At 36.5% G+C, this 16,877-nt stretch carries 15 protein-coding genes and 1 tRNA gene; 8 read left to right on the top strand and 8 right to left on the bottom strand.

Translation table 11 applies throughout. The features are described from left to right. Window positions 1-34: 34 nt before the first annotated feature. Window positions 35-1,561, bottom strand: coding sequence for a hypothetical protein (locus tag ABEB23_RS06420; RefSeq protein ID WP_348811650.1), 1,527 nt, complete (start codon window positions 1,559-1,561; stop codon window positions 35-37). Window positions 1,562-1,702: 141 nt separating this feature from the next. On the opposite strand from ABEB23_RS06420, the gene ABEB23_RS06415 reads away from it, so the two are divergent. The 5 genes from ABEB23_RS06415 to ABEB23_RS06395 all read left to right on the top strand — a co-directional run bounded on the left by ABEB23_RS06415 (window position 1,703) and on the right by ABEB23_RS06395 (window position 5,247). Next, the gene (locus ABEB23_RS06415; RefSeq protein WP_348811649.1) at window positions 1,703-2,140 is read left to right on the top strand and encodes a PaaI family thioesterase; all 438 of its coding nucleotides are present in this window, start codon (window positions 1,703-1,705) and stop codon (window positions 2,138-2,140) included. Then, entirely contained in the window at window positions 2,140-3,222 is a 1,083-nt protein-coding gene (locus ABEB23_RS06410) for a chorismate-binding protein (protein WP_348811648.1), read from the top strand. Before ABEB23_RS06415 ends, ABEB23_RS06410 begins: the two co-directional genes overlap by 1 nt. A gap of 153 nt (window positions 3,223-3,375) precedes the next feature. Continuing rightward, complete coding sequence (bshB1, locus tag ABEB23_RS06405; RefSeq protein ID WP_348811647.1) at window positions 3,376-4,092, top strand: bacillithiol biosynthesis deacetylase BshB1; 717 nt, start codon at window positions 3,376-3,378, stop codon at window positions 4,090-4,092. 75 nt (window positions 4,093-4,167) lie between these two features. After that, window positions 4,168-4,241: transfer RNA gene (locus tag ABEB23_RS06400), tRNA-His, on the top strand. A gap of 283 nt (window positions 4,242-4,524) precedes the next feature. After that, entirely contained in the window at window positions 4,525-5,247 is a 723-nt protein-coding gene (locus ABEB23_RS06395) for a YqjF family protein (protein ID WP_348811646.1), read from the top strand. Window positions 5,248-5,434: 187 nt separating this feature from the next. Here ABEB23_RS06395 and ABEB23_RS06390 read toward each other — a convergent pair whose 3' ends face one another. The 5 genes from ABEB23_RS06390 to ABEB23_RS06370 form a co-directional block, all read right to left on the bottom strand. Further along, a complete protein-coding gene (locus tag ABEB23_RS06390; RefSeq protein WP_348811645.1) occupies window positions 5,435-6,448 on the bottom strand; it encodes a M28 family peptidase in 1,014 nt (337 codons plus the stop codon). A gap of 4 nt (window positions 6,449-6,452) precedes the next feature. Beyond that, window positions 6,453-7,430, bottom strand: coding sequence for a DUF3667 domain-containing protein (locus ABEB23_RS06385; protein ID WP_348811644.1), 978 nt, complete (start codon window positions 7,428-7,430; stop codon window positions 6,453-6,455). 32 nt (window positions 7,431-7,462) lie between these two features. Next, the gene (locus tag ABEB23_RS06380; protein WP_348811643.1) at window positions 7,463-8,236 is read right to left on the bottom strand and encodes a dienelactone hydrolase family protein; all 774 of its coding nucleotides are present in this window, start codon (window positions 8,234-8,236) and stop codon (window positions 7,463-7,465) included. A 130-nt stretch (window positions 8,237-8,366) separates the two neighbouring features. Then, on the bottom strand, window positions 8,367-10,568 hold the full coding sequence (locus tag ABEB23_RS06375) for a penicillin acylase family protein (RefSeq protein WP_348811642.1): 2,202 nt from the start codon (window positions 10,566-10,568) through the stop codon (window positions 8,367-8,369). Between the two features lie 48 nt (window positions 10,569-10,616). Further along, on the bottom strand, window positions 10,617-11,069 hold the full coding sequence (locus ABEB23_RS06370) for an Lrp/AsnC family transcriptional regulator (protein WP_348811641.1): 453 nt from the start codon (window positions 11,067-11,069) through the stop codon (window positions 10,617-10,619). A gap of 243 nt (window positions 11,070-11,312) precedes the next feature. Here ABEB23_RS06370 and rocD point away from each other — a divergent pair, with 243 nt between their 5' ends. The 3 genes from rocD to cobA all read left to right on the top strand — a co-directional run bounded on the left by rocD (window position 11,313) and on the right by cobA (window position 14,662). After that, window positions 11,313-12,563 carry an ornithine--oxo-acid transaminase gene (gene rocD / locus ABEB23_RS06365; protein WP_348811640.1) on the top strand — a complete coding sequence of 417 codons (1,251 nt, stop codon included), beginning with the start codon at window positions 11,313-11,315 and terminating at the stop codon, window positions 12,561-12,563. Window positions 12,564-12,573: 10 nt separating this feature from the next. Further along, a complete protein-coding gene (rocF, locus tag ABEB23_RS06360) occupies window positions 12,574-13,536 on the top strand; it encodes an arginase (protein ID WP_348811639.1) in 963 nt (320 codons plus the stop codon). Window positions 13,537-13,864: 328 nt separating this feature from the next. Next, window positions 13,865-14,662, top strand: a complete 798-nt coding sequence (gene cobA, locus ABEB23_RS06355; RefSeq protein WP_348811637.1) for a uroporphyrinogen-III C-methyltransferase — start codon at window positions 13,865-13,867, stop codon at window positions 14,660-14,662. 140 nt (window positions 14,663-14,802) lie between these two features. Here the strand turns inward: cobA and ABEB23_RS06350 are convergent, their stop codons facing one another. Further along, window positions 14,803-15,351, bottom strand: a complete 549-nt coding sequence (locus ABEB23_RS06350) for an acyl-CoA thioesterase (protein ID WP_348811636.1) — start codon at window positions 15,349-15,351, stop codon at window positions 14,803-14,805. Between the two features lie 41 nt (window positions 15,352-15,392). After that, on the bottom strand, window positions 15,393-16,832 hold the full coding sequence (locus tag ABEB23_RS06345) for a rubredoxin (RefSeq protein WP_348811634.1): 1,440 nt from the start codon (window positions 16,830-16,832) through the stop codon (window positions 15,393-15,395). Window positions 16,833-16,877: the final 45 nt, after the last annotated feature.

The raw sequence follows: 16,877 nt of genomic DNA, 5'->3' as shown, positions 1-16,877 counted from the left end.
AGAGCAAATGAGAAAGAGAAGACTTTTTAAAAAATTATTCCGGGAAAGTTTTGCTCTGATATGCTCCCAAATCCGGAGGTAAAGTTCTGGTGTTTCCTAAAATATCCAAGAGGATGTTGAACGCCGGATTCCCTTTTGCGAAAGCGGCTGAAGTCTCGTCAATATTGAATTTATTTTGAGAAACGTCCAGAAATTTAGGATCTTTATTTAAGATGATAGCATTGTAATGCGTAGGATCTGTTTCAAACTGATAATCGGGATTTGTACTAAATGAATTGGAAACATTGTCAAATTTGAGCAGACAATTATTGAATTGGTATTCAAATAAAGCGTCTGATTTTTTGTTTAAAATCATTTCATTGGAGTAAGAACCGTAAATAATACAGTTATTGAAAGTGGCAGCGGTTAAATTTTTTGATTCCGGAACTGCTCCCAGGATATAATTGCCGACGGAAACGGCCACTTGTTTTGAACTGTTCCAGTTGTTATTGAAAGTGCAATGGGTAAACTGGTAATTTCCACCGTACGAGCATTCCAAACTGGCTTGTCCGGCATTATTGATAACGATATTTTCTCCTTCAATTTTTGCAGTTTGTGCCAAAATTCCATAGTTGGTACAATTGTAAATTTGGGTGTTTTTTATGCTGACCGTTGTGCCGTCATTGTTTTGAATCAATAAACCAATAGTTGCATTTTTGATGGTGAGATGATTCAAGTTGTTGTTGGTACTGCCATCGGTGAGCCAAATAGTTCCCCATTGTCCCGGTACATCCGAAAAATCAGGTTCCAGTCGGTCGCCTTCAAAAATGACTTCATTTTCAAGTTTGTCAGTTGTCGATACCGTTCCGTTTACTTTTATAGAGCCGCTGTTGGCTACAATCAATCCGGAATTAGCATGAAAATGGACTCGGGATCCTGCATCAAAAGTGGCTGTTTTTCCTGACGGGACAGCTGCATAGCCGTAAATTACATAGGGTTTTGTATTGGTAAAATGGAGTTCATTTCCGTTAATGGGATCATTTTCATCGAGATAAAAACCATCAATTTCTTCGTCACCAACTGGAAGTGTTTCGGTAGTTCCGTCTTCAAATCGCTGAGGGTATAGAAAAACAGCATCCTTAATAAGGGTTACTAATGCTACCTTTTGAAGATTTTCTCCACCATCAAATTGAATTTGGTCTGTATATAAAAAATCTGTAGGATTCGCATCCGCTATATTGGCAGTTGTTTCTATGAAAATATACAAACTGTCGTTGGCCAAAAGATCTACATTGTTGAAAACCTTTCCTTCGGTTCCCTGCATTCCGTCAACGGTCATTCGGTATTTGGAATTCAGCCCTTTTCCGAATTGGATTGTTGGTATGGTGATGTCCTTTTTGCTGTGATTGTATACTTTTAGTGTGTAGGTACTGGAACCGATATCTGTGAAAACAGTATCTAAATAGACGGTATCTTTTGAAAATGCCAAATCTCCTGTGCTGGCTACTGTATCAAAATCAGAGCGGCATGAGCCGATTGACAGTAGGATTCCAATAAAAAAAAGGAAAGATAACGTGCGCATTTTTGATAGATTTTTGGTAAAAGTAGGAAAAAACTAATTTGAATTTAGGAATGATTTTAAAATTTGAATTCACAATAACCATTGCATTTGTTATTTTGTAACTTATCTTTTATTTAATTTTACATTTCTAAAGCAGTAAACATGACATTCGATAAAGAAAAAATCCTTCACTATTGTAATAAGGTGTCAAAAAACACCTTGATGGAAACCCTAAATATTGTATATACAGATGCCGGAGAAGGTTTTCTGGTAGCGACTATGCCTGTAAATCCATCAGTTCATCAGCCTATGGGATTGTTGCATGGCGGGGCTTCAGTAGCTTTGGCCGAAAGTGTGGGTAGTGCGGCCTCGATGCTGTTTGTTAACTCGGAAGTCAGTGAAGTTCGCGGAATAGAAATCGCGGCAAATCACCTCAAAGCCAAACGTGATGGGATGGTAACGGCTACGGCTAGAATAATTCATCAGGGGAGAAGTATTCATCTTTGGGAAATACGAATTACTGATGAGCAAGACAATTTGATTTCGCTTTGCAAATTGACGAATATGGTTTTGCCAAAAAGAAAAAGTGAAGATAAATAATGAAAGTGATTTTAGATAAAGTCCAAAAACAATTGGAACAACATTTACCTTTTGTAGTCTATTGTAAACCCAATTCCGATACGGTTACAGGACTGTTTCAACAAAATGACTCTTTGTATCATGTAAGTGATTTTAGTGAAAAAGGCTTTGTTTTTTCTTCTTTTGATGGTAATCAAACGTATATCATTCCAGAGAATCAATCGGAGAGAAGTAGTGCCGTCTGGGATAAAAAAGAGATTGCTTTGGTTGATAAAGAAGGCAGTTTGCCAGATGAAGCATCCAAAAAGAACTTTGTAGATCTGGTAACCAAAGGGATTCGCGCCATAAAAAACAACGAATTCAAGAAAGTGGTTTTGTCCCGAAAAGAAACGGTTGATTTGGCTGATTTCGATTTGGTTTTGACTTTCGAGAAATTGGTTCAGTTGTATCCTTCGACTTTTGTGTATTGTTTTTATCATCCAAAGGTAGGAACTTGGTTGGGTGCCAGTCCCGAGCAATTATTGAAAGCAAAGGATACTGTTTTTGAGACAATTGCTTTGGCGGGAACACAGAAAGATACCGGTTTGACGGAAACAATTTGGGAGCAGAAAGAAAAAGAAGAACAACAATTTGTTACTGATTATATCGTGGCAAAGCTTGAAAACGTTGCCGAGGAAGTTCTGGTTTCCAAACCATATAGTGTGAAGGCGGGAAGTATTTGGCATATCAAAACGGATATTTCGGGGACTTTGAATTCTGATTCGCATTTAAAGGAAGTTATTGCTTTGCTGCATCCAACACCTGCGGTTTGCGGTTTGCCGAAAGATGATTCAAAAGCTTTTATTTTGAAGAATGAAAACTATGACAGGACTTTTTATACGGGTTTTATGGGGGAGTTGAACAGTAGTTCTAAACCCAATTCCGTACATACTGATTTGTTTGTAAATTTGCGCTGCATGCAAATAGAATTTGGCTCAAAACCTGGAATAGTAAAAGCACATTTATATATGGGCTGTGGGATTACCAAAGACAGTGTTCCTGAGAAAGAGTGGGAGGAAAGCGTTAATAAGTCTATGACGATGAAGAGGAGTTTTTTAAGTTAGAATTCAGAAAACAGAAAAATTGCAATGACAATAATAATAGCAATGTCAATTCCAATGATAATGAAGAAAATAGAGAAATGAGAATTTCGATTGATTTTGTTTTTTAGGTTTTGCTATCGCTATTGAAATTAATGAAATAAAAATACAACATAGATGAAATTAGATATACTAGCTTTTGGAGCGCATCCTGATGATGTGGAATTGGGTTGTGCAGGAACTATTTTAAAAGAAGTATCCTTAGGGAAGACCGTTGGGATTGTAGATTTGACCAGAGGCGAATTAGGAACTAGAGGTTCAGCTGAAATTAGAGATCAGGAAGCGAATGCTGCCGCAAAAATATTGGGTGTCTCTGTTCGGGAGAATTTGAATTTCCGAGATGGATTTTTTGTGAATGACGAAAAGCATCAGTTGGAAATTATAAAAATGATCCGTAAGTACCGTCCTGAAATTGTTTTGTGCAATGCTATTGACGATCGTCATATCGATCACGCGAAGGGAAGTAAACTGGTTTCGGATGCGTGTTTCTTATCGGGACTAATGAAAATTGAAACGGTGGTGGATGGTGAAAAGCAAAATTGCTGGAGACCCAAGCTGGTGTATCATTATATTCAGTGGAAAAATATTGAACCGGATTTTGTTGTAGATATTACTGGCTTTACCGATAAAAAGATTGAAACAATACTGGCTTATCGCTCGCAGTTTTATGATCCGACTTCTAATGAACCGGAATCTCCGATTACGAGTAAAAACTTCTTGGAAAGCTTAAATTACCGTTCCAGGGATTTAGGAAGGTTAACCGGAGTGGAATTTGCAGAAGGTTTTACGGTTGAAAGATATTTGGCTGTCAATAGTTTAGGAGATTTGATATAATTTTCGTGTAATTTTTTTAAAAAAATCTTTGCGAAAGTAAACATTTGTCTTATATTTGCAACCGCTAAGCAAATGGTGGTTGTAGCTCAGCTGGTTAGAGCATCGGTTTGTGGTACCGAGGGTCGCCGGTTCGAACCCGGTCATCCACCCAAAAGGCAAAAGCCTCGAAGAAATTCGAGGCTTTTTTTGTATGTATAAAAACCGGACTGAAGTACAGTTTTATAAAATGGGACACAACGGACTTTAGCCCGTCGATAAAATAGATAGTTAGATACTTAGTTCCGAAGAAACGGGGCATCTAAATTATTTAAAAAGTAACACCTCAAAAAAGAATTGGACTTGTTTCAAATTTCAATTGTTCTGAATACTGTAAGAAAGAAATATGTAAATTAGTGGCAGTAAGTCCACAAAATACTTTTCACAATTGAAAAAATGACAATCAAAGAAATTTTAAATAAAGCAAAACATCGTCCTTGGGGAATTCCGAGTGAGAATTGGCAATTTTATCAAGAATGGAATAACGTCATTTTTCTTCATTGGGAAGTTAATTATGATGAGTTGAGGAAATATGTCCCGACAGCACTTGAGATCGATTTGTTTGAGGGGAAGCCATGGGTTTCTTTGGTTGCCTTTTCGATGGAAAAGGTCAGACCCAGAAATCTTCCGTATTTTCCTCCGGTTTCTAATTTTTATGAGATTAATATTCGGACTTATATTAAATCAGGAGATAAAACAGGGGTTTACTTTTTAAGTATTGAAGGAGGGAAGAAACTGTCCTGTAAAATTGCAAAAGAAATTTCCGGATTGCCTTATCGTCATTCTGTAATCAGCAGGACTGAATATCAGTACCAATCTTTCAATAAAGAATTTAATGACAATTTTGAAATTGAGTTTCGACTTGGGGGCGAAATAACAAAAAAAACGGAGCTTGACAAATGGCTAACCGAAAGGTATTCGTTGTTTCAGGACATGAATGATTCGATCAATCGGTTTGAAATTCATCATGTCGAATGGCCTATCAGAGAAATTGAAATTGTCAGCTTGGAAGTGAACTATGCCAGGTTTAAGAACTTAATGAGAAACAGTCCTAAAAAAGTGTGCTATTCCGAAGGTGTTCAGGTTGTTTCTTGGGCTAAACAAAAAACGGAAGAATAAAGCTGCCCCTATTTTTTTTTAATGGATAGTGACAAAAAAAGCCTTGAATTGCATCAAGGCTTTTTTTGTATAGGGTTTGCACAAGGGATAGAAGTGGAAATCCTTTTTGGTGATTTTTCATCACCAAAAAGATTAGAACGGATAGCCCGACCCGCTTTTTTCGGCGGGATGTGCCCTAATTATAGTTCTATTTTTTATCTACCAAAGGTCTTAGTGTTCGGTTGGCCAAATCCCAAGCGATTACGAAAGCAAATTGGGTTCTTTTGGCTAATGCGTCAAATTCAATTTTGTCAACTTCATCTGTTTTTTGATGGTAATCCGCGTGGACACCGTTGAATAAGAATACTGCAGGGATACCGTTTTTAGCAAAATTGTAATGATCAGAACGCTCGTAAAAACGGTTTGGATCTTTTGGATCGTTGTATTTGTAATCTAAATCCAGATTAGTGTATTTGGTGTTTGCGATGGTACAGATGTTGTCTAAATCGGTTGACAATCGATCAGCACCGATTACATATACATAATTATTGCTTCCTGCGTGCGCTTCGTCACGACGACCAATCATATCAATATTTATATCACTGATGGTGTTTGCCAAAGGGAACAAAGGGTTTTCTGAATAGAATCGGGAACCGTGCAAACCGTGTTCTTCACCGGTAACATGAAGAAATAAGATAGAACGTTTAGGACCATTTCCTTCTTTTTTGGCTATTTCAAATGCTTGCGCAATTTCGAGCAAAGCCACTGTTCCGGAACCGTCATCATCGGCACCATTATAGATTTCTCCATCTTTCATACCAACGTGATCGTAATGGGCTGAAATAATCACGATTTCTTCCGGTTTTTCAGAACCTTCAATAAATGCCCAGATATTCTCTGAGTCACCCAGTTTTTGACCATATTTCTTGTTTAGATAAGCGGCAGGAATAGGTTGGTAATAATTAACGGCTCCTTTTGGGAAAGGGATATTGTTTTTTTGGTATTGATTGATGAGGTATTTACCTGCTTTTTTCTGACCGGCAGAACCTGTTTCACGACCTTCCATTGAATCGGCAGCTACGATATAAAGATGTGTTTTTAAATCATCGGCAGTAATAGTATTCATGTATTTGGTAGGTTCAACACTATCTGAAAGTGTTTTTTGGGTGGAGCAAGCTGCACTTAAAATAAGTACTAACCCCAATAAGGATAATTTCTTCATTTCTTTAATGTAAATTGATAAATGTGTAAATAGCATATAGTGTCATAATGATGATAAACAAAATTATATTCAGTATGAGAAGCAATATGCTTTTTATAAATGAAATTAATCTTGTTTCACCATAAAAACGATGATGAGCCGGGTAAAAATAGTACATCATCCAACTAATTCCAACAATATTGCAAAGTATTGTGATGAAACTGATAAAATTCGATTCTTCAAAGAATGTCTCTATTTTGTTGATTAGAAAAAGGATTAAAAAAAGCAACAATAAGAAGGAGAAATAATGGAGTGTAAAAATGCCGTGGTCAAAGTAATACCAACGTTTCTTGCTATGTAAAAGCCAAAGAAAAAAAGCGAAGAAAGGCATGAATATAAACAATACCTTAGGTAGATTGTGAATGAAGGATTCCAGAAATTTTTCAATAATCTCTTTATCGGTATTATTGTCTTTAACGACTTGGAATTTTCGGCTAATCCAATAATTAAAATCCGATAGCTTCTCCTTTTGAGTGCTGTGTGCTTGTATGGAATCTAATTCCTGAACGGATTTATAGCCATAGTCAAAAGTTAGTTCTTTTTCGGCAATGTTCCCTTTTTTTAAACTGTCATTTGCTGTTTTTGTAACGTGTTCTGGTGGATTGGCTTTTATTTCAAGGGCATCTTTACCCGGAAAAATGGCGATCGTAAGAAAGGTGACGAAGCTGATAAAAATATACAGCCTTACAGGTGCTAAATAGGATAAGCGTTTTCCCGAAAGGTATTCTTTGGTAAGGGTTGACGGTTTTAATAGCAGATTCCTTATGGTTTTCCAAAAAGCATTTTCATAATGTGTTAGGTCTTCAAAAAAGTGAACGAACAAATGATAAAATGTTTTTCGGGTATCGGTGTTTTCTTGCCCACAATTGGGGCAAAATCTATTTTCGACCACATATCTGCAGTTTAAACAAGTCTTGTCTTTTCTTAAAGCGTCTTTCCCCATAAAACGTACTTTTGGTTGTGGTGGAATCGAAATTATTTTTTCAATACTTCATTCAGGAAAACTTTCATGTGTTCGAAAGAGCGTTTGGCCGCTTTCTCATTATAGGCCGCTCCTTTTGAGTTATCATTTCCAGCTGCAGGATCTGTGAAGGAGTGTACAGCATTAGCATAGTAAATCATTTCCCAATCGGCTTTTGCATCACGCATTTCCTGTTGGAAAGCAGTAACTTCTTCTTTTGAGACGTAAGGATCATCAGCACCATGACATGCCAGTACTTTGGCAGTAATCGGTTCGGTTGCTCTTGCAGCGTCTTTCCCTAAACCACCGTGGAAAGAAACAACACCTTGTATATTCATATGGCTTCTGGCAGCTTCAAGCGCGCCGGTTCCTCCAAAACAGAAACCAATAACCACAATGTTATCCGGATTGGCTCCCGACTTGATTAATTGTTCCAATGCCAATGCAATTCGTTTTTGGTAAATGGATGTATTTTGTTTGTAATAACCGGCATTTTTTCCTGCTTCGGCATAGTCTTTTGGATAATTGCCTTCGCCATAAATGTCGGCTATAAAAGCATAATATCCAAGATTGGCCAGACTTTCTGCTGTGTTTTTGGAGTGTTGATCGATTCCCATCCAGGCAGGAAGAATCAGAATTCCGGGTTTTTGATTGCTTTTTTTAGCCGGACTGATTTCGAAACCGTTTAAAACCTGACTTCCATCACTGTATTTGATAGCTTTCAATTGTGCAAATGACACGCTTGAACATAAAAGCATTCCGCAAAGCAAATGAGTTATTGTTTTCATAATGGTTAAATTTTATACACAAATATCTGAATAATAATAAAGTAAATAATAAATTTAAAAAAAAATAGTACTAAAATTGGAATCATTATGTCAAAAAAGATCTTTTTATATAACGATTTTTTGATTTGAATTATTCACCCGGATGATAGCTGCGTTCCGCATTTTTTTGAACATCTTCCTTATAAAAAAGCACGTCTTTGAATATTCCTTTTTGGTACATCACCGCCTGGTCGTAGAAATGTTTTGATTTTGGATCGCTACTGTTTCCGCCTGCCAGTAATGATTTGGCTTTTATTTTATCTCCAAATTCGACAGCGCATACGAAACTATTGCCGCTGTATCCATATCTCTTTTTGGTGTTTTTCTGATAAGCACTTCTGTAAGCCGGCAAACATCCCCAAAGAGCAGAAGCGTTTGCAATGGGTAAACTTTCTAAATTATCATTGAAAACAGATTCAATTTCTCCAGATATTCGCTGAAACCGATTGATGCTGCCCCAAGAAATTTGCCAGCTTCCAAATTTTGTGTTCAATTCGTTAATTACCTGTTGCAGTTGCGGAAGCATTTGGTCGGCAGTGGCATTTTTAGCAAAAAGTCTGGTGTTTTCCACCTGATCTAATTCTCCTTCTTCGATGTAGGTTTGTTGTATAACGGGATTCAATTTTAATGCCCATTCGTTGGCCAATGTGGTGGCTACGGAATTTTCGGTGGCATAATAATCCCAGTTTTTGAGAATAGTAATTGGTTCAGTCAAATCCGTATAAAGAGAATCTCCGGATTGTACATTTTTTTCAAATGTGCGGATTAAAGCAGGAATCAATTCTTCAAAAATGGAAAGCTTTTTATCATAGCCGTCGGCGATTACTTTGTCTAGAGTATAATGGTTGCCTTTGTCTAATAATCTAACGGCATTTAGCCCTCTGTAGCTTTCACCATCGGGAGCCATATAAGGAGGATAATTTTCTTCTTTTGGACTATTGGCACCAGCCACACTGAAAGGAGTAGAGTTGCAGTTTTGTAACCAGCCATTCGTTGGATTGTATACGTGAACCGTCTCCGAAACATCGTGGAGTCCTTTCCATTCTGTAGTCGAGGTAGTGCCGTCCATAGCTTTTGACCAATTCAGGTGTTTGTCCCGAACAGGAATAAAGTTTCCATGCCAGTAGGCAATGTTACCTTTATTATCCGCATAAACAGTATTATTTGATGTATTGGCTTTTAAATCCATAGCCTTTTTGTAGTCATCAAATCCTTTTGCTTTTGTTCTTACCCAGCTTTGTACCAATCCATCCATGGAACGATTGTTTGATTTCAGGCTAATCCATTTCCCATCTCTTTTGGCCATGATGGGCCCGTGATTGGTGAAATATGTTTGAAAGGTTTTTGGAATCAATTTTCCGTTGTCCAGATAATTGATGGTGATTTGTTTTTCTTTAACAGGGAATAATTTACTGTCGTATTCATAAAACAGTTTGCCGTTTTTGGTTACGATTTTCTCTTCATAAATATCGGCTACGTCTACAGCGGAAGAAGTATGCATCCAACCACAATTTTCATTGAATCCCTGATAGATGAAGAACTGTCCCCAAGTTACGGCGCCATAAGCATTAAGTCCTTCCTCACTAGTCATCTGTATTTCGGGTCTGAAATAAAAAGTAGTGTGTGGGTTGATATACAAAATTGCATTTCCTGATGCGGTTTTTGAAGGCGCAAATGCAAATCCATTAGAACCGGTCTGCATGTCCTTTTCTCTTTCGACATAGGCAACTTTGTCGGTCTCATCGGAATAAAATGCTCTCAGTTCTTTGGTAGTCAGGTCGGCCGTACTAATGGCTCCAATGCTGCCATCTGTCCAAAGTAAGGGATACCAAGGTTCAAAATGGGTTAATAAAGCAGGCTTTTGTTCAGGATGGTTGAGTAAATAAAAATTGATGGCATCGGCATAGCTGTTTAATAATTTTTTCAGCCAGGGAGCTGCCCTTTTATAATCGGCTTTTGCTTCATTAGCATCAATCAAAAGCCGGATTTCTAAGTCATTATACAAAACGGATGGTCCTTTTATTTCAGAAAGTCTCCCCAGTTTTTCGATGTAATTCATTTCAACGCGTTTGAAATCATCTTCACATTGCGCGTAAAGCATTCCAAATACAGCATCGGCATCTGTTTTTCCGTAGACGTGCGCGATGCCCCAATTGTCACGAATGACAGTAACTTGTTGCGCCAGCTTTTTTAGTCTTTTGTATTCCTTAGTATTTACATTTTGCGAAAACACAGAAAAGTGGAAACAAAAGAAGAATAAAGCCAGCACTAAATGATTCTTGTGATACCGCATTTTTATTGAATATTAAATGGATAGTAACAGTAGGGGCAATCATTTTTTTTAAAGCGATACGTTTCGCTTGAAGGCACATCCCAGTTCAATAATAGAATTGGTTTTGGCTATGCCCGGGATATTATCAATTTTTTCATAAAGAATCTGTCTCATGTGTTCATGATTCTTGGCGATGATTTTTACGTAAAGGGTGTAAGATCCTGTAATGTAGTAACACTCTGTGATTTCCGGAACTTTTTTCAGCTCTTCGATAATTCGACCTGAATCCTGATCTTTTTTCAGGGAAATACCGGTAAAAGCTCCCCAATCATATCCTACTTTTTTTTCGTTGATAACAGGCTTGATTCCGGTTAAAATTCCTTGCTCTGTTAATTTGTTGATACGTTGGTGAACCATCGTATTTGATATCTTTAAATTGGAAGCAATGACAGAGAAAGCCATTCTTCCATCTTTTTCTAATTCTTTGATTATATTGACATCGAATTCATCTAATATTTCCATTTATTTGATTTTTTAAGTTAAAATCACTTTTTTTTCAAAGTATAAAAGTAATTCTTTTTTTGTCATATCAAAATAGCTGCGGAAAATGAAACATTGATTTTGTAAAAATGACTTATTTTGAATCAAATTGTTTAAATAATTTTTATTTTTTATATTTTTAAAAGTCAAAATTATTGTTTTTGTTGTTAAATAAAATATTTTTATTATATTTGAACTTTGTATTTCTAAAAAAAAGTAAATATCATGATACACACAGAGCAAACCCTTTCTTCAAAATCAGAAGCGTTGATAGCTAAAGAGAATCAATACGGTGCCCATAATTACCATCCGTTACCCGTGGTTTTAGAACGCGGTGAAGGGGTTTATGTCTGGGATGTAGATGGTAAAAAATACTATGACTTTTTATCGGCTTATTCAGCTGTAAATCAAGGACATTGTCATCCAAAAATTGTTGGTGCTATGGTAAAGCAAGCGCAAACATTAACGTTGACTTCCCGTGCTTTTTATAATGACCAATTAGGGCCTTATGAGGAGTATGTGACCAAATATTTTGGTTTTGATAAAGTCTTGCCAATGAATACTGGTGCAGAAGCTGTGGAAACGGCACTTAAATTATGCCGAAAATGGGCTTACGAAGTAAAAGGTATTGCTGAAAATGAAGCACAGATTATTGTTTGTGAAAATAACTTCCACGGAAGAACCACTACTATCATTTCATTTTCGAATGATGAAACAGCACGAAAAAGTTTTGGTCCTTTCACAGCAGGATTTATAAAAATTGCTTACGATGATATTGAGGCTTTAGAAAAAGTTTTAAAATCAACTACAAATATTGCTGGTTTCTTGGTAGAACCTATTCAGGGTGAGGCAGGCGTTTATGTTCCTACTGAAGGTTATTTGGCAAAAGCCAAAGCGCTTTGTGAAGAACACAATGTTTTATTCATAGCGGATGAGGTACAAACAGGAATTGCACGTACAGGTAAATTATTGGCTGTAAATCATGAAAATGTGCAACCGGATATCCTTATTTTAGGTAAGGCACTTTCTGGGGGTGTTTTTCCGGTTTCGGCAGTTTTGGCTAACGATCACATTATGAATGTTATTAAGCCGGGACAACACGGTTCTACTTTTGGAGGAAACCCAATTGCAGCTGCTGTTGCTATTGCTGCGCTTGAAGTAATTAAAGAAGAAAAACTGGATGAGAATGCAGAACGTTTGGGAATCATTTTGAGAAATGGACTTAACGAAATTGCTTCCAGAAATTCTTTGATTACCTTGGTTCGAGGTAAAGGTTTGCTTAATGCTATTGTCATTGATTGTGACGAAGAATCTGATTTGGCTTGGAATATCTGTATGAAATTCAGAGACTACGGATTATTGGCAAAACCGACTCATGGGAACAAAATACGTTTGGCACCACCATTGGTAATGACCGAAACTCAAATCCAAGAATGCTTGGGCATTATCGAGAAGGCATTAAATGATTTTAGGTAATCATTAATTTATGGAGAGAGTAATCAAGTTAATAAAAAACAGGTCAGATATAGGTGCCGGTACGCGGGGCTCTGATTTAGGAATCGATGCGGTTGAAATTGCTGCCATCAATCAAAACAGCGATTATTTTAATCAATTTGAGTTTGATGATGTCAAAACGCATAACGAATCCATTTATAATAAAGATCATAATTCCTTTGCCAAAAGAATAGAGCATGTTTTAGAACAATGTACGAGAGTTTCGTATTCGGTTAAGAAGAATTTGGAAGCTAATTATTTTCCAATTGTTTTATCAGGAGATCATTCTTCAGCATTGGGAACGATTAGTGGTATCAAAGCTGCTCATCCAGAACGCACATTAGGTGTTATCTGGATTGATGCCCATGCCGATTTGCATTCGCCTTATACGTCACCATCGGGAAATATTCACGGAATGCCTTTGTCGGCTGTTATTGCCGATGATAATTTAGATTGTCAGATTAATCAAGTTGCTCAGGAAACCCAAAAACATTGGGAGGGAATGAAAAATGTTGGTTATCCGGGAGCGAAAGTTCTGCCTGAAAATTTAGTTTATTTTGGTGTTCGTGATACTGAGGAAGCGGAGGATAAGCAAATTGAAAAGTTAAAAATTAAGAATTACCAGGTTGCTGAAGTCCGTTACCGAGGATTAAAAAAATGTGTGAGCGAAGCTTTGTCGAAGTTATCACATTGTGACAGTCTGTACATCTCTTTTGATGTTGACTCGATGGATTGTGACATGATTTCGTATGGTACGGGAACACCGGTTCCAAAGGGATTTGATCAATATGAAATAATTGCTATTATCAATCAAATCATTGAAACCAAAAAAGTGGTCTGTATAGAGTTTGTCGAAATCAATCCACTTTTGGACACCAAAGGAAATAAAATGGCTGAAACGGCATTCGAAGTCTTAGAAGCCATCACTTCTACGCTTATTTTGCCTATTGAATAGTTATTTGCTTAGTAATTAATAGTTTACATCCCAAAATCCTTTAAGATTTTGGGATTTGTTTTTTATGGATTTCAGCTGTTTTCTAGTACTTTATTTGTTTTTTATCAAATTATGGGGCTAAAATCTTCTTATCTTCATTTCGTTCCTAAATTTTGTTAATTTTTAATTCAGGTTTATATATTTACTTATATTTGTAATAAGTATTTATACTTAGTTTTGAGATTATAAACTAAGTTTTAAAATATCAATTAGAAGACAATGAATCTATTGGTTTTGTTTTTGATTAAAAAATTATCGATTTAGAAGAGCAATTTAATACCTGAAGAAAATGATACAGACTAATAAACCAAAGCTAACAATCGTAGGGGCGGGCCCTGGCGATGCTGAATTAATCACTTTGAAAGCCATCAAAGCACTTGAAAATGCCGATGTAGTTTTGTATGATGCACTGGTGAATGAGGAGTTATTGCAATATGCAAAACACGCCCAAATTATTTTTGTCGGCAAACGTTTTGGCTGTCACGCTTATACTCAGGACCAAATCAATGATTTGATAGTGTCTATGGCAAAACGCTATGGTCATGTGGTACGATTGAAAGGTGGAGATCCATTTGTTTTTGGAAGAGGAAGCGAAGAAGTGGAATTTGCTCAAAAATATGATTTAGAAACAGCCATTGTTCCTGGTATTTCATCTGCTTTGGGAGTTCCTGCATCGAATGGAATCAGTCTGACACAACGTAAAATTGCCGAAAGTTTCTGGGTAATCACAGGAACGACATCGGAGCATAAATTATCAAAAGATGTAACATTGGCTTCCCAATCTTCTGCTACAGTAGTCATTTTGATGGGTATGAACAAACTGGATGAAATTATTTCGATTTATCAAAATAACAGAACTGATGATTTGCCTGTAGCGATTATTCAAAACGGAACAAAAGACAGCCAAAGAAAGGCAGTTGGTACAATCAGTACTATTTCTAAGATGGTAAAAGAACAAGAATTGTCTTCACCTGCCATTATCATAATTGGTGAAGTGGTTAAAAATGCTTCGCAATTAACTTCATATTTCAATGGAGAATATTCAGATGAGGAGTTTGTTCTTCAGAATTTAGATGTATTCGAATAATTTCAACAACTATTTTTTGGCTACAGCCAAAGCATCAATAAAAAAGCCGGAATATTGACAACAGTAAATGGAGTCAATATTCCGGCTTTTCAGTGGTATGATTTCAGGATAATTTTGGACAGTTTCCTGAAAAAATACAGTTATTGTAATTCAACCTTAACATTAAATGTATTATTACTCAAAATAGTTTCTATTGCTCCAAAAGTGGCAATGCTCTTTTGATATTCTCGTTCTTTCTTCAAAGAAATTTGTTTCAGGCCATTTTGAAAACGACTGACTTCCTTTAAATTAGTCAACAGCAGTCCCGGAACAGCGGCATTTTTGCCGTCTTTGTCTTTCGAGACCATTGTAAAATAGGAAGAATTACAATGTTTGACAACTCCTGTCTGTATGTTTTCTGCCTCCACACGAATGCCTACAATCATAGAACTCGTTCCTACGTAATTGACACTGGCTTTCATAGTGACCAATTCGCCTACTTCGATAGGTTTTAAAAAGTTCACGGTATCTACGGATGCGGTTACACAATAATTGCCCGAAAATTTTGAAGCACATGCAAAAGCAATTTGATCGAGTAATGATAAGATATAACCACCATGTATTTTGCCGCTAAAATTAGTATGGGAGGGCAACATTAATTCTGAAATTGTGACGTAAGAAGAACTTACCGTTTTGAAACCAGTATTCATATAGTAATTAATTTTTTTAGCAATAGTTCCTTTTCAATTGGTTAGACAGTGTCAAGTTTTTCCCCTTTTAAAGCGATGAAGCTACTTTTTGGAGCTTCACATAAGGAGCAACAATAATCCTCCGGTAAATCTTTGAACAGAACCCCTTTTTCAATTCCTTGAATGCTGTCCCCGTATTCCGAATTATAAATCGTCAAACATTCTGAGCATTGGTGTACATCTTGTTCTTTTTTCTCTTTTTTGGCTGCGGTTTCGCTTACTTCAAAAACAGAATTACCTAATTCTTCAAAGTATTTTCGGCTCAATTCAATCAGGATATTCGGCAATTCCAGTTTATCCACGTCTTGAGTATGTACAATGTATTCTCTAGTGTTTGGGTCAAAGTTTTTGGCGTACAAGACATTGTAAGTATCCCTGATTTTTATGGATTCTAAATCTTTTGGTAAATCATTTTTTTCGATTACAATCGAAGTAAAATAATGCCCTTCACGATTGTATTCAGATAATCCAAAAGTAAGTCCGTACGTACTGATGTCAAATTGATCTAAAGTTCGTACCAAAAAAGTTTTGAGATTCAAGGCCCATTCCATGGCAACAGGCAAGTGCCAGTTAAGTTCCAATAAGGAATGACGTACATTGATTCCTTTTTTTCCAAGGAATTTTTCCCAGTCTAATTTTCTGTCTTTCGGGATTCCTTTTACGATAAATGATTTCCAAGGAGTGATACATATTTTTCCGATTTTGCAATCAAAACACAAATCACACATTTCTTTCAGAAATTCCAAATCGTATAAATTATTTCTCCAATACAAGCCCAACCAATATTGATCGATACCTAACTTATTCATTCCCTCATAATAAGGGAAAGGGTAGAAGGGAATGTGCAGCGGTTTATCAATGGTCCTGTTATTGGCATCTATAGCATCGCTGACCAATTGAAAAATCATCTCAGCCGAATACGGTTCTTCATCAAGAATTTTCTCTATGGCATAATATACCTCGGCAATATTCCAGCTGTAGATTAACACCGGATACATTTCCATTTTGTCCCATTTTGGCAAACGGATGTATAAAAACCAGTAATCTTCATGATCTGAAGCGATAAAGTTGATATGCCCGGTAAACAAAGGCACTAATTGCTGTTTTGGATCCGTGATGTTTACTTTTAATTTAGGTTGTTCTTTGAATTGCTCCAGAACATATAAAAATTTGTTTCCCGTTAGCCAAGGGGTATTTCTGAAAATATCTGTCGAAACATAGGATGAAACAATATTATTACCGCTTTTTTCATTTGGAAAAACAAAATGGTGTTTGCCTGTTTTTGTCTTATCATTAGCTGAAAAACCTTTTGGAAAAATAATGTCCTGTCTGGAACCAAAAGAAAGTGCGTTAAGCCCTTGCTCCATACCCATATTTACAATTTCTCGTAATTCACCTGGTGAAATCACGCCTCCTTTTACTATTAATCGTGTTAATTCCATGTTCTTTTAGTTTTCAGTTTTCATTTTATAGCTTTTCAGTCACAG

Origin of the sequence: Flavobacterium maritimum (assembly GCF_040049085.1) — a bacterium.
GTDB classification, from domain to species: Bacteria; Bacteroidota; Bacteroidia; order Flavobacteriales; family Flavobacteriaceae; genus Flavobacterium; species Flavobacterium maritimum.
Note: the sequence above shows the minus strand (reverse complement) of the source record. Positions and strands in the feature narration are given on the sequence as shown.

What these genes read in the sequence shown, in the direction of transcription:
- ABEB23_RS06350 (WP_348811636.1), bottom strand. Translation starts at nt 15,351, where the DNA reads ATGAATACTGGTTTCAAAACGGTAAGTTCTTCTTACGTCACAATTTCA.
- ABEB23_RS06385 (WP_348811644.1), bottom strand. Translation starts at nt 7,430, where the DNA reads ATGGGGAAAGACGCTTTAAGAAAAGACAAGACTTGTTTAAACTGCAGA.
- ABEB23_RS06375 (WP_348811642.1), bottom strand. Translation starts at nt 10,568, where the DNA reads ATGCGGTATCACAAGAATCATTTAGTGCTGGCTTTATTCTTCTTTTGT.
- ABEB23_RS06380 (WP_348811643.1), bottom strand. Translation starts at nt 8,236, where the DNA reads ATGAAAACAATAACTCATTTGCTTTGCGGAATGCTTTTATGTTCAAGC.
- ABEB23_RS06390 (WP_348811645.1), bottom strand. Translation starts at nt 6,448, where the DNA reads ATGAAGAAATTATCCTTATTGGGGTTAGTACTTATTTTAAGTGCAGCT.
- ABEB23_RS06370 (WP_348811641.1), bottom strand. Translation starts at nt 11,069, where the DNA reads ATGGAAATATTAGATGAATTCGATGTCAATATAATCAAAGAATTAGAA.
- ABEB23_RS06410 (WP_348811648.1), top strand. Translation starts at nt 2,140, where the DNA reads ATGAAAGTGATTTTAGATAAAGTCCAAAAACAATTGGAACAACATTTA.
- rocD (WP_348811640.1), top strand. Translation starts at nt 11,313, where the DNA reads ATGATACACACAGAGCAAACCCTTTCTTCAAAATCAGAAGCGTTGATA.
- ABEB23_RS06345 (WP_348811634.1), bottom strand. Translation starts at nt 16,832, where the DNA reads ATGGAATTAACACGATTAATAGTAAAAGGAGGCGTGATTTCACCAGGT.
- ABEB23_RS06415 (WP_348811649.1), top strand. Translation starts at nt 1,703, where the DNA reads ATGACATTCGATAAAGAAAAAATCCTTCACTATTGTAATAAGGTGTCA.
- bshB1 (WP_348811647.1), top strand. Translation starts at nt 3,376, where the DNA reads ATGAAATTAGATATACTAGCTTTTGGAGCGCATCCTGATGATGTGGAA.
- rocF (WP_348811639.1), top strand. Translation starts at nt 12,574, where the DNA reads ATGGAGAGAGTAATCAAGTTAATAAAAAACAGGTCAGATATAGGTGCC.
- ABEB23_RS06420 (WP_348811650.1), bottom strand. Translation starts at nt 1,561, where the DNA reads ATGCGCACGTTATCTTTCCTTTTTTTTATTGGAATCCTACTGTCAATC.
- ABEB23_RS06395 (WP_348811646.1), top strand. Translation starts at nt 4,525, where the DNA reads ATGACAATCAAAGAAATTTTAAATAAAGCAAAACATCGTCCTTGGGGA.
- cobA (WP_348811637.1), top strand. Translation starts at nt 13,865, where the DNA reads ATGATACAGACTAATAAACCAAAGCTAACAATCGTAGGGGCGGGCCCT.